Origin of the sequence: Phocaeicola faecicola, assembly GCF_013618865.1 — a bacterium.
In the GTDB taxonomy this organism is placed as follows: Bacteria; Bacteroidota; Bacteroidia; order Bacteroidales; family Bacteroidaceae; genus Phocaeicola; species Phocaeicola faecicola.
Genome location: NZ_JABSOE010000058.1, coordinates 1 through 13,150, shown reverse-complemented (window position 1 = coordinate 13,150; position 13,150 = coordinate 1). Strand labels below are relative to the sequence as shown.

At 47.6% G+C, this 13,150-nt stretch carries 12 protein-coding genes and 1 pseudogene; 12 read left to right on the top strand and 1 reads right to left on the bottom strand.

Annotated elements, in window-relative coordinates; genetic code table 11:
• The first annotated feature begins 61 nt into the window (after window positions 1–61).
• The 12 genes from H3001_RS14470 (at window position 62) to H3001_RS14415 (ending at window position 12,349) form a co-directional block, all read left to right on the top strand.
• A complete protein-coding gene (locus H3001_RS14470; RefSeq protein WP_178243524.1) occupies window positions 62–790 on the top strand; it encodes a YebC/PmpR family DNA-binding transcriptional regulator in 729 nt (242 codons plus the stop codon).
• 129 nt (window positions 791–919) lie between these two features.
• Window positions 920–1,168: a TIGR03905 family TSCPD domain-containing protein gene (locus tag H3001_RS14465; protein WP_178243523.1), complete on the top strand. Its 249-nt coding sequence runs from the start codon at window positions 920–922 to the stop codon at window positions 1,166–1,168.
• A 346-nt stretch (window positions 1,169–1,514) separates the two neighbouring features.
• The gene (locus tag H3001_RS14460) at window positions 1,515–2,078 is read left to right on the top strand and encodes a hypothetical protein (protein ID WP_181215302.1); all 564 of its coding nucleotides are present in this window, start codon (window positions 1,515–1,517) and stop codon (window positions 2,076–2,078) included.
• Window positions 2,079–2,097: 19 nt separating this feature from the next.
• A complete protein-coding gene (locus H3001_RS14455) occupies window positions 2,098–5,148 on the top strand; it encodes a tubulin-like doman-containing protein (RefSeq protein ID WP_178243521.1) in 3,051 nt (1,016 codons plus the stop codon).
• Between the two features lie 95 nt (window positions 5,149–5,243).
• Entirely contained in the window at window positions 5,244–5,897 is a 654-nt protein-coding gene (locus H3001_RS14450) for a hypothetical protein (RefSeq protein ID WP_181215301.1), read from the top strand.
• Window positions 5,898–5,908: 11 nt separating this feature from the next.
• The gene (locus H3001_RS14445; protein ID WP_178243519.1) at window positions 5,909–7,066 is read left to right on the top strand and encodes a hypothetical protein; all 1,158 of its coding nucleotides are present in this window, start codon (window positions 5,909–5,911) and stop codon (window positions 7,064–7,066) included.
• Between the two features lie 12 nt (window positions 7,067–7,078).
• Window positions 7,079–7,975 (top strand): hypothetical protein, encoded by an 897-nt coding sequence (locus H3001_RS14440; protein ID WP_178243518.1) that lies wholly within the window; start codon window positions 7,079–7,081, stop codon window positions 7,973–7,975.
• Between the two features lie 13 nt (window positions 7,976–7,988).
• Entirely contained in the window at window positions 7,989–8,957 is a 969-nt protein-coding gene (locus H3001_RS14435; RefSeq protein WP_178243517.1) for a nuclear transport factor 2 family protein, read from the top strand.
• Complete coding sequence (locus H3001_RS14430) at window positions 8,954–10,390, top strand: hypothetical protein (protein WP_178243516.1); 1,437 nt, start codon at window positions 8,954–8,956, stop codon at window positions 10,388–10,390. Before H3001_RS14435 ends, H3001_RS14430 begins: the two co-directional genes overlap by 4 nt.
• A gap of 39 nt (window positions 10,391–10,429) precedes the next feature.
• The gene (locus tag H3001_RS14425) at window positions 10,430–10,588 is read left to right on the top strand and encodes a hypothetical protein (protein ID WP_181215300.1); all 159 of its coding nucleotides are present in this window, start codon (window positions 10,430–10,432) and stop codon (window positions 10,586–10,588) included.
• Complete coding sequence (locus tag H3001_RS14420) at window positions 10,566–11,189, top strand: hypothetical protein (protein ID WP_181215299.1); 624 nt, start codon at window positions 10,566–10,568, stop codon at window positions 11,187–11,189. Before H3001_RS14425 ends, H3001_RS14420 begins: the two co-directional genes overlap by 23 nt.
• Before the next feature lie 242 nt (window positions 11,190–11,431).
• Window positions 11,432–12,349, top strand: coding sequence for an SDR family oxidoreductase (locus H3001_RS14415; RefSeq protein WP_178243514.1), 918 nt, complete (start codon window positions 11,432–11,434; stop codon window positions 12,347–12,349).
• A 688-nt stretch (window positions 12,350–13,037) separates the two neighbouring features.
• Here the strand turns inward: H3001_RS14415 and H3001_RS19885 are convergent.
• Window positions 13,038–13,150 (bottom strand): annotated as a pseudogene (locus tag H3001_RS19885) (ISAon1 family transposase); the annotation flags it as partial.

The following is a 13,150-nucleotide window of genomic DNA, read 5'->3' as shown; positions in this document are numbered from 1 at the left end:
GGCTTGTGTCGTATGAAACAGATAGATATATTTTAAAACAACATATTAAAACAATAATCCAATGGGAAGAGCGTTTGAATATAGAAAAGCAACCAAATTGAAGAGATGGGGCCACATGGCCAAGACATTTACACGTCTGGGTAAACAAATTGCTATTGCAGTAAAAGCAGGTGGTCCTGAACCTGAAAATAACCCGTCTTTGCGTTCTATCATCGCAGTTTGTAAGCGTGAGAACATGCCGAAGGACAATATCGAGCGTGCTATCAAGAATGCAATGGGTAAAGACCAGAGCGACTACAAGAGCATGACGTACGAAGGATACGGTCCTCACGGAGTTGCTGTATTTGTAGATACACTGACTGACAATACTACACGTACAGTAGCGGATGTTCGTTCGGTATTCAACAAGTTCTCTGGAAACTTGGGTACTACAGGTTCTCTGGCTTTCTTGTTCGATCATAAATGTGTGTTCACTTTCAAGAAGAAAGAGGGAGTAGACATGGAAGAACTGATTCTGGACCTGATCGACTACAACGTAGAAGATGAATACGACGAAGATCCGGAAGAAGGAACTATTACAATCTACGGTGATCCGAAGAGCTATTCACTGATCCAGAAACACCTGGAAGAATGTGGCTTCGAGGATGTCGGTGGTGAGTTCACTTATGTACCGAACGACCTGAAGGAGGTAACTCCTGAACAGCGTGAAACCATCGAAAAGATGATTGAACGTCTGGAAGAGTTTGATGATGTACAGACTGTTTATACCAACATGAAGCCGGAAGAATGATATCCGGAAGCATAGGAGTGTAATATAGAAAGTGCCATTCTGCAACGGAACGATGTGGAATGGCACTTTTTTAATCGGTTGTACCAGAACAGGTAATTGAATGGCTAACTATAAAGAAGAAATTTAGATATGAAGATTACGTATACGACTCAGGGTACTTGCAGCAAATTGATAGAGGCAGAAGTGGAAGATGGAATCGTAAAGGAGGTTACTTTCTATGGCGGATGCAACGGTAATCTGCAGGGTATTTCCGCCCTGGTAAAGGGAATGAAGGTAGAAGAGGTGCTCGAACGCCTGGAAGGAATCCATTGCGGAGCGCGTCCGACTTCTTGTCCAGATCAGCTATGCAAGGCCTTGCGTACATCGCTCAAGGAGTAATTTGATTTTTGGAGTATTTCAGAAGGGGCTGTACCGGTTTTCCGGTACAGCCCTTTCTGTTTTTTATATCGCTCCATTGAAGTCTGCATATATTTTTTCATAAATTATATTGTATATAAACAAATATTATTTGAATATTCTTTATATATTTGGAGTTGAATAGGTGATTTAAAAGATAAATACACGTTAATAGCAATTTTTATAGACTTAAAATATATTATAAAACATCTTTTATAGTTAAATATTGAAAACAATAATTCCTTTTAGTTAAATATTTGAGGAGTTTGTCATATTTGGATTTTTTTTCTTTTAATTTGACAGATATTAGAATATCGTTAATATTTTTATGTTTGTACTGGTTGGAAATATTATTACATCTCTATTAGAGGCTTTGTTGATATCTGTAGTAGCAGTAATTGTATTGTTGCTGATTATTCATTGGCTGTTCCCGGATTATCTGGCCGGCTCAATCCTGTTCAGTGCTTTTTTGTCCATCGTACTGATGGCAGTAATCGGGGTACAGGCGTTTTTAGGTCTGGGTGCATCTAAAGTAAAAGAGTACGTGGTATCCGCCGAGCAATCCCTGATGACGGTGGCACAAGTCATACAGCAGACAAAAGATCCGCAAGAGCGGCAGACAGCAATACAGAATATCTTGGAAAAGGAAGTCCCTCTGGGGGGAAGAAAACTGGTGAAAAAATACATCGACCAGTTGGATGTGGAGCAAGTGAGCCGGCAGCCGGAAGTCCTGGCAGCCGGAATCAAGTCATACCTTTCGGGCTATATCGTACGGCGCTGGATCTGGGGAATTGTAGTCTGGCTGTCGGTTGCGGCTGTATTGGGCTTTAAGGCCTATCAGGAGCAGCAGCGCATGGACCGTTTGCGTTATCGGAATATGATGAATATGTAATCTTATAAATTTTAAAAGTATGAGTGTAAAAGGACAAGAAAACCATATCCTGGTAGGGTTGGGAGGAACAGGTGGAAAAGTACTGAAAGCATTTCGTAAACGTCTGTTCCAGGAATATTCTTCTGAAGAACGTTCAAAGTTATCCATTGGTTATGTATATGTCGACTCTACCCGAGAGATGATGCAGCCTAATGATGTTACCTTCCGTGTGTTGGGACAGGACGCATCCTTCGGTGAGAGCGAATTTGTATATGTGCGCGGAGTAGAACTGAGCAGTGTATTTGCAAACCCCAGCGGTTTCCCCGGTCTGAAAGGATTTATCGGTGATCCGGAAGTGATGCAGAAAACCATCGGTAGTGTAGAGACAGCTGCCGGTCAGAAGCGTCGTGCAGGACGTATCCTGTTCGGTTCTTCTATCCAGAATTACCTGAGTACTTTGCGTGCACAGTACCGGAAGGCACAGTCAATCAGCGGTAAGGTACCTTTGAACGTACACATCTTTGCCGGACTGGCAGGAGGTACCGGTTCCGGTTCTGTCATCGACGTACTGGCTCAGACCCGTGCGGAATATCCGGAAGCTCATATTGTGTTGTATGCCATGGTTCCGGAACCGACCGTTCCTATGGGATGTGATGCCGGACGTTATCAGGCCAACGGTTATGCCGCACTGGTGGAACTGAATGCCTTAATGGCCAAAAAATACATGCCGGTGGATGTAACCGGACGTTATGACCGTGTGCCGCTGGAAAATGTGAAGGCTGTGGTAGACAACTGTATCCTGTATACTAATGAAAACGAAAACGGACTGACCATCGACTCGCACAAGCAGTTGCCTTTGGTGGTGGCCGACTTTCTTTATAATTACGTATTCCTGGAACAGAACGATAATACGGAAGAATTCATCCGTACTTATTCGCTGGAAAATATCGATGACTGGAGACAGGAATTGAATGAAAAGGCGAAGGAAGGCGTTGTGGATCCTGTCCGCTCCAAGAAATACAGTTCATTCGGTATCAAGCGCGTTGTGATTCCGGAAGAAGAAATCATTGAATATTTTACATTCTCGTTCGGACGTCAGGCATTGCTCCAGCTCCGTTACAACAACTGGAACGATGACATGGGCTTCCGCGATACACCGGCCAATATCGACTTCCATTCGTTTGTAAGCGAAGCCGAAAATCTGGAACGCTGGCGCATGACCGACAAGCACCTGATGCTGGATAAGCCGATTCTGGATTCCGACCAGAAGAAATGGACCAGTTTCGCAGAATACTGGGGCAGTGTCATTCCGGTATGGACACAGGAAGCCAGCAAGCAGAAGATGCCGTTGAATGACCTCGAAAAATTGTGTGCCGATGGTTATGAGAAGTTCTTCCGCAAAGTGGGTGTGAAGAATTTCTTTGAAGGCAAGACACAGGCCCGGGATGAACATGCCAGCGAGATCTGCACATTGATTGAAGAATACATGTACGACAAGTGGAGCTCCGGCGACTTGTCATTGTACAACCTCCTGCAGCTGATTGACCGTATCGTGGATGCGGTAGATATCAAGCGCAAGGAATTTGAAGGACGGATTACCACTTGCAACCAGCAGTTGGAACAGCTCGAAAAAGCCAAGGCGTTGAATCAGCTCGACTGGTCAAGCAAGGGTATCATCATGGGACTGCTTTCAAAGAATAAACTGATTCAGGCACATGCTACCATCATGCAGCAGCTTTATGTAAAGAAGACTGAACTGGAAGGAATGCACTTTGCAGTGAGCATGCTTTCTGTATTGCTGAACAAGGTGAACGGGCTGCGCGGTCATATCGAACGTTTCGTGTATATTATCAATGAGGCGCTCGAGAATGCAGACAAGCAGATTGGCGTACGCTGCCAGGACGAAGCCGGTATTTCCAACCTGAAGGAAACCATTATCCGTTTCTATGACAATCAGGGAGTACAGAAATTTACCAAGAACATCATCCGCGACAAGGCTCGTCAGAAATCCATTGCCGATGAATTCCGTGGAGAGATTATCAAACTGATCGGTACTGAACGCAGTTTTGCCCGTGCCAGCTCGGCCATTTCACAGGACAGCATTTCCAACCTGTTGGATACTGTAGTCCGCAAGAAAGTGATTACCATCCACGATGAGGTGCTGATTGAGAATACCGATAAACTGATCAACCGTAACATCCTGGAACAGTTGAATGAACAGTACCGTTCAGACGATGAACTGAAGTTGTTCGCCAAGGAACTGATTGAGCAGAGTGGCGTCTTCCTTACTCTGAATCCGACTGAACTGAACCGTGCGGTCAAGAACAATCCGTTGCCGCAGGTACGTCACAATATCGACCGTAAGATTGTGCTGATCAACTTGCCGAAGGTGGAAGGCAATGACCAGGTACAGCGCTTTGCCATTAAGTTGAGAGATGCGTTGATGAACGCCGTAACGGGTGGTGTACTGGTGAAAGTGGACATGAACGGTTTGCGTAAGAACGAAATGACCATCGTTTCCATGGATTATTGCTTCCCGATCCGTGCCATGAAGGGACTGGATGCGTTGAAGATGAAATACGACTATCTGCTGAGAGATCCGAATGAGGCCCGCCAGAACCGGACTATCCTGCATACGGAAGGAACCGGCGAAAACTTCCCGGATCTGTATGTGGCCAAGGAAAAACTGCCTTCTGAGGTCCGCAAGGAATATACTCCGTATCTGATGACGGCTTATGCCTTGGGAATCATCAAGTATGGCGACCGCAACGACGGTACAGGTCTGAAGGCTTACGGAACCGTTGAGGTGGATGACTTCGGTATCGAAACCTTGAAGCCGATGGCCGACAAGTTTACGGAAATTCCTTATGCCGCTTCTTTCACTGAAGAACTGGGTAAGGCTTGGGAAGAACAGCTGCAGACTGCCTTGCGTACCGACTACCTGCATGTAGACAAGCGTAAGGAACTGGTTACGGCTATCCAGCACCTGGTGAAGGATGTGATTCTGCCGGAATGTGGAGGCAATACGGGAGCTGAATCCTTCCTCTTCTTCCGCGAAGCTGGTTTGAAGGCATTGGAAATGGTGAAATAAGAGAATAGAAAAAGGGTAATATTTTGAATTTTATTAAATGAATCTGTCCGTGCAGCCAGGGGTTGCATGGGACAGATTCCTTAAAATTTAGGGTTATGGCAAAGAATAGCTTGAATAAAAAAGGACGTTGCATGAATATCGGCAACTGTAACAAAGCAAATACAAAAGAGGTAATTGAAGTCGGTTTGGGAGAAGACTTTGTTTGTCCGGAATGTGGCGGACAGTTGGTGGAAGTAGCTGGAAAAGGTCCTGTATGGCCTTACGTGGCAGGTGTAGTCGGTGCGGCAGTGGTAGCTGCAGGTATCTATTTCTTACCGGGTATGTTGTCAGGTAATGATGAACAGGTAGGTCCTGAAAAGGTCGATGGCGAAACACCTGTTGAAGTAGTCGACGGAGTGAATCCGGAAGAAGGAACCGAAACGGCAGGTGCCGAAGAAACAACGGTGGATTACAACGATGTACCGGCTCCCAAGACTCCGGTTGCCAGTGTGCAGGACGGACAGGGTACCATCGATTTCGGATATGCGAAGTACGAAGGAAGTATCTCTGGCGGAAAGGCCAATGGTCTGGGAACCCTTACCTATACTCAGAGCCGCCGTATCAGCAAGAGAGATACCAAAGACCGTGTAGCTGCTCCGGGTGATTATATCGAAGGAAGCTTCAAGGACAACGAGCCGGTAACCGTTAAATGGTACGGAGCCGACAAGAAGCTGAAAGGCGCTGTGATGATCGGTTCTAACGGACTTTAAAAACCGCTCTTATGTTTCCTTTCCGCAGTATAGGAATGGTTGTCGCCTGGTGTGCGGGCAGTTTTGTCTGCGCACAGCAGGCGACAGATTCTGGGCATCTGAGTTTGTTGCGGCAGCAGTTGGAGAAACAGCGCATTGTGCTCTCCGATACGCTGCAGCCTCTGAAAGGATGTCCTCAGAAGAAAATGTACGTGGTACCGGATGAGCAGAAAGGGGTGAAGAAAGCCGGACTGAAGATTTTTCCGGAGGAGATGAGCCGGGATTTTCATCCTGCGGTATACGATTTTATCGAACGGATTTTTCTGCACCTGGCTTTGCTGACCGAACCGTCGAAAAAGGAAGACCTGCTGAGGCAGGACCGCTTGACTTTGTCGGTAAACGGGGTGGACTACGGGAAGGCGAAGGTGGACTTCTGCAGTGTGCTGGAGGCTGTCGACCTGAAGTATCCGTTTTCTTTGAGTGCCGATTCATCCCGTTTCCGTGCTTCCTGGCAGGGAGTGGGCATGAAGATCGATCTGGTATTTCCGAAACAGTATGATTTGCTTTTGGGAAAGGACAAGTACGAGCTGACTCAGGCATGGATTGCCGGACTGGATGAACTGCGGAAAGAGGTGCCTGTCCGGAAAATGCCGAAATTCAATGAAAAGTCGTTGCAGCGGGTAAGGAGCAACGTGTATTACGATAAGGAAGGTACATTCCTGATTCCGCAGATGAAGAGCGGGGCTTATCTGACCCGTCGGAAAGAGGGGTGGAAGTACTTGCTCGACGACCGTTTCCCGGAAGAGTCCGTACTGAATCTTTTCTCGCATGCGCCTCATATGGATGCTTCGTGGACGTTTTCACTGGCGGTTAAGGGATACCGTTCCTATTCCGGAAAGGACGTATCACTGGCGGCTCTCGTCGCTCAGATGACCGGAGAAGGCTGTCGTCCTTACGTGGGAATGGAAACGGTTGATAAGGAACAGATTACGGGAACCGTAATTTATCTGAACCGTGATCTGATGTATCAGCATCTTCTTTATTTTCAACTTCCGCGGAAGGCCCTCGAGAAGGGAGGAAAAGGGGTGAAAGCGGTGTTGTATCCTTATATTCCATTGAATAATCTTTCTAATTTATACGCCGACGAGTCTCCTTCCGCAGTCATTCAGTCGGTGAAATTTTCACATTAAACGGGGTGAATCATGAAAAAACTGATTTTATGTTGTCTGCTGGGATGCCTGCTTCCGGTAAGTCTCACCGCTCAGGTGGCTTATATGGAAGAAAAGGCCAAGGTAAATAAAATTAAGCGAAGTTCGCAGTACCTGTACGGAGAAGGGGTTGCTGCCACGGTGGAAGAGGCTACCGCAATGGCCGAGACGAGTCTGAAGAATGCCATTCTTGCCGAGATGGGCGACAACAAGGAACTGCAGGGAGCCGACCAGATTCTGATTAATTCCATCAAGAAGCATTCCGAGAAGATTCAGTTGAAACGGGGAGCGATGGAGCGTGTCTTCCTCTTCGTGGAGAAAAAGAATCTGCTTTCCTCCGAGAAGGTAGTGGTACTGGATGTGGCTTCGTCTACCGCAGCTGTACAACCGGCGGTTGCCCCAGCACCTGAGGTGAAGCAGGAAGTGGCTGCCAAACCGGTGGAACCGAAGAAAAGTGTAAAGAAAAATACAACTCAGAAGGCTTCGACGGTTACGGATGAGGTCAACCTGGAGGCCATGGCTGCGGAACCGGTTGAAGCTCCGGCTCCCAAACAGTCGAATGTCTTTACTCCTGTTTCCGGACAGGTACCCTCACTGGGCAGTCCGGTGGCCGTAGACTCTCCTTTGCTGAAGGAACTGCTGGCCTTGAAAGGCAGTGCGGAACTGGAGCGGTTCATGCGTGCCCGCAAAGATGAGCATAAACTGATGTGGGGAAACGTGAAGTCTTCGGTGAACCCTGCCTGGTATGTGGTTGTCTTTTCGGATACGGCCATCAAGGCGGTGTTCGACAAGGAGAAGAACGGAGCAAGGGTGAACCTGCTGAACGGAAAGTCGGAAAGTCTTTCCCAGTATGCTGCGGATAATAAGGTCTGGTTTATTTTATACGAATAAAAATAACACGAATATGAAGAAATTTATTGCTTTAGGAATTGGCTTGTTCATGACGGTCTGGGCGCATGCTCAGTATGAAACGACACTGGAAGTGACAGATGCTCCGAGTGCGGCGGTCAAGGCAAGCATGGAACAGAATGGTACGAAACTTCTGACAGAGCTGAACAATGCCCAGGGTGAGAACCGGACGTTGTCGCTGGCCGGAATCAACATCAACAATCAGGCAGCGGAGTCGCTGATGATTATGTGGGAGGTATGTCCTTTCCGTTGTGACGAAGTGGAAATCATCGAGCGTTGTCTGCACATCGGCAACAATCAGGGACTGCAGGTACGTAATATTCCGGTTATCATGGAACCGCGTGCCGGGGAGCGTTTCGAGGAAGACCAGTATCAGGAAATTGTACTGAATTTTGACAATAGCGGACAGATTACCAACCTTTGTTTTTCTATCGCACAGAACCTGTACAGTCAGGTGATGAGAAGCAACCTGGAGGTGACCGACCTGCGCCGCCGTTCGCTGGTGCTGGATTTTGTGGAGCAGTTCCGTACGGCATACAACCGGAAGGATATGGCTTTCCTGGAAGATATCTTCAGTGACGATGCGCTGATCATTACCGGTTCGGTAAGAAAGCGTGTGAGCAACGACGGGGTACAGTTTGTATCGGGCGTTTCCTATAAGGTACAGGACAAGCGGACTTACCTGAGCAACCTTGCAGGAGTGTTCCGGCGGAATGCCCGCATCAACGTGGTGTTCGATGATGTAAAGGTCATGAAGCACCGTCAGAAGGATTATATCTACGGAGTCAAACTGGTGCAGCACTGGAATGCCGACAGCTACAGCGACAAGGGTTACCTGTTCCTGCTGTGGGATTTCAAGGATGAGGCAAATCCGAAGATTCACGTACGTACCTGGCAGCCGTATGAAGCCACTCCGGAAAAGGAAGTGTTTGGGTTGAATTCATTTAATGTGTCTAAGTTATGAGAAACGTAATCAGGAAAGGAATCGCTCTGTTGTTGCTGGCCGGCGCAGGTGCCTGGGCAGTACCGGCAGCGGCTCAGGATATCCGCATTACCCGCGGGGCGGACAAGACGTATGCGGAACAGTATATGGCCAAGATTGAGTTTGTTTCAGACTGTGACAAACTGGAGTTCAGCGAAAATACGGGAGTAACGATGTCGGCGCCTCAGAAGATTAATGGCAAGTACGTGTACTCGGCTACCCTGGATGTGGCCGACGGCGGTAGCCTGAGCTTCATGGTCTGGAGAAGGGGAAGTGTCGACAAGAAGCAGCTGGATGTGTCGCTGGAAGAGAATATGTGGGCTTCTTTCAACGTAGAGGTGACAGAACTTCCGCTGAAGATTGAAAGCATTGAAGTGACTGCTCCGCACATGACACATGCTACGGCACAGATGGCGCTGGTTTCGGTGGTAAGTAACAATGACGGACTGCACCTGGAACTTCTGAAGGACGGGGCGAAGGCAACGAATGCCAAGATGGACAATGTGCTGCAGAAACAGGACGGTTCGTTCGAATACCTGTTTCATGTAGACCTGAACGGGGTACCGGCTACGGCTTCCTATTCAATGAACCTGTCGGTTGGCGACAATCCGGAAGTCAAGGCCTTTGCCATCGGTACACTGGCCCAGAAAGACGGAATGGAACTTACGGTCAGTGTGAAGCAGGAAGCATCTTGTTTCCAGCACAGTGAGAGTTTGGCCGAGAATGCGTTCATCAACGGTTTGTACCGCGATGCTTACTTTGCCTACAAGGATGCCTTGGAATGCAAGGACAAGCAGGATGTGGCGATAATCGAGAAGAAGATGAGAAACTCAGCCATTCTGGCCAATGCCAAGAAGCGTGTCATGGAACACGTGGAAAAGGCGGAGACCTTCCGTCAGTCAGGTCAGATGGACAGTTGTATGTTCTACTACCAGGATGCCAACCAGTATGCGGCTGCCATTCTGAAAATGAACTCCAACGACTCGTATTGTACGAAGCTGCGCCGTGATTTCTCACGCATCCGTCAGGATTTGCCGCGTGTGGTTTCCGGTAAGGTGGTCGACCGTGCGAAACTTGACTTGAACAAGAAGAATCTTCCGATGGCCAACGTCTACGTGGTTTTGTGCAAATATGCGATAAAAGACAAGAAGGTGATGAAAGTACAGGTGTACGAACCGGATATGGGTAAGATCGTTGATACCAAGACACTGGCAAAGACCGATGCCGACGGACGGTTTGAGGTATTCGTACCCCGGAATACGGACTATGCCTTCTATGGCCTGCATTTCGTAGCTGATGAGAGTGAAGTGGGAATCACCGGACTGAAATCGGCCCGTTACATACCTACAAATGCCGACATCCAGCAGGGAGTGGTAGTATATTTCGTCCCTCACCGGAGTATTAACCGGAATTGATCATGCTTATATATTTATTAAACATTTAAATCTTAAATTATGAAAAGAAATTTTGTAAGTGCAGTGTTGCTGGCTCTCGTGGCCATGTTCTGTTTTGGCTCAATTGCTCAGGCAAAGGAGAAGAAGAAAAAGAAAGAAAGAAAAGAAAGAGTTTGTATGGCAGCTGCCGGAAAAGATGACGGACATCAAGGATTTTGATGAATACCTGCTGACTTGTGATTCGTTGTGGAACCGTATTACGACTTACCGTGACTCGATTCATTTCTTCAAGATTGACAGTGTGCTGGTACAGGACAAGGAAACCGGTGTGGTATATTATGATATTCAGATCCGCGACGAGAACGGAACCAAGAGAAGTTGGGCACAGTCTATCCAGCAGGGTGCCGACATGATCTTCACCGGTACGGATATCGTATTGGATGTGGCCAACATTTCATTGATGACCGTTACTGCCGGTGCTTCTCTTACCGAAAATCCGTTGCTGGCATTCTCTTATGGCAAGTACCTGAAAGCCGGTCCGAAGATTGTGGCATTGGCTTATCAGGAAGTACGCGAGATTGTGAACCGTACCAAGCAGCAGATGCGTACCATGAAGCAGATTCATCAGAACAAGGTGGATAAGTCGACCGATACAGACTACCTGGTAGAGGTTCCGGAAGGTACTGAAATCAACCTGGAAGAATGTGTGGATTTGGCTACTATCGATCTGGGAACTTCTGCAGCTCAGGATCTGCCGCCTATCCTGGATGGCATGGATCTGGAGAACGATCTGGAAGAACCGGAAGAAAAGAAGGCTTGAGTTCCGGGACGGGTATAACTGCCGTATGAAGAATGGCATACAGAGAGGTTTCTTTGTATGCCATTTTTTTGTGTCTTCTGTGGCTGTCCGGGGGAATTGGGGAAATAAAAAACGGAAGCCAGGGTTCGGAATCGCTCTGAAAAATCGTATCTTTGTCTCACAGACCGGCCGGTTAAGGCGCGGTTCCGGAATTTTCGTGTATATATAATTCATTGCATATCCATTCATCAAACAGCATGTCTATGAAAAATGCGCATCCATCCAGCATATTAGTTGTCGGTGCCAACGGGTTTACCGGGCGCTACATTCTCCGTGCCCTCGCCGGCAAGGAATCTTATCAGGTAACGGGAGTTTCTCTTCATCCGGACATTCTTCCCGCTTCGGGAGATTACCGGTTTGTGGAAATGGACATGACCTGTCCGGAAACCTTGACACAGGTATTTGAGGAGGTGCGTCCGGATTGTGTCATCAATACGGCAGCCCTGTCGGCTCCGGATTATTGTGAACTTCATCCCGGGGAAGCCGACCGACTGAATGTGCAGGCAGTGGCGGCGCTGGCCGAAAACTGCAACCGCTATGAAAGCCGTCTCATCCATCTGTCTACCGATTTTGTCTTCGGAGGCACCTCCCGGCAGTTGTATACCGAAGAGGATATTCCGGCTCCGGTCAACTACTACGGGTGTACCAAACTGGAGAGCGAACGGGTGGTGGCCGCCTTGTGCCCCAGTTATGCCATTGCCCGGATAGTGGTGGTATACGGCAATTCCTTCCCCGGACAGCACGGGAACATCGTGCAACTGGTGGCCGGCCGTCTGCAGAAAGGAGAAACCGTAAAGGTGGTGAGCGACCAGTGGCGGACACCTACGTTTGTGGAAGATGTGGCCTGGGGTGTCGAGAGATTGATGGCGCATCCCGCTAACGGCATCTACCATCTTTGCGGAGGAGAGTGTGTCAGTATTGCCGACCTGGCTTACCGGGTAGCGGATGTGCTGCAGCTGGACCGTTCCCTGATTCTTCCGGTGACGACGGAGGAAATGCAGGAGAAGACACCACGTCCCTGTTTCAGCGGGCTCAGTATCGGGAAGGCCCGGCACGAACTGGGATACTGTCCGCATTCGCTCGAAGAAGGCATCCGGAAAATGTACGAGTCTATCCTGTAACGGAAGGTAATCCGTTCCCTTTCGGTGTTTGAGGCAACCTTTCATTATGGGATAAGGAAAAGGCCGCGAGCTTCTGACCAGAAACTCGCGGCCTTTTTGAAAAAGATGGCGGTCTTTTCTCCCGCGCATAAAGGTGCGTTTCCTTTTATTTCATTATGCATGCCGGTAACCGACGTGAGGACAGTATGGCTTTTATGTGATTGTCATCACCTGATACTGATTTTTCAGAAAGAAACGCTATCTTTACAGATTGGAAGGGAACAATATATCCAGCATGAAAGGAACACGGGGTATCCCTGAACGGTTTGTTCTGAACTTGTTTGTTTTTATTACCCGTCCTTGCGCGGTCCTTGTACGATATATGGATGACCAGCCAGGGATACTTGCATGTACTTGGTTGGAGCATAAAATTATATCAAAGCTATGAAAAATAAACTGTTATTGATAAATTTTTTGTGGGGAAGAATCCGGCTTTTTATTGATATTGGGATGAATTGTTCCAATCAAATTCTTAAAGGAATCATTGTCTTGTTAGTTTTATTTTGGCCGTTGAAGCTGAATCGGGTGGTGGCATGCACTTCTACTAAACCGGATATTAAAACTTCGTGTGACATTATGGAAAGAAAAGGAAAAAGTATAATACATTTTAGGCATTGATAAGAGGGTATGAAACAGGGTCAGTAGCTTTTTAGTGGGGATATGCATATAAGTTCGCAATGCGGAATAAGAAAAACTTCTTGTCAACAACTCCCCTGAGATTCGCTCTAAAGAGTTTGATTTTAGCATTGAATGATTCAGCAA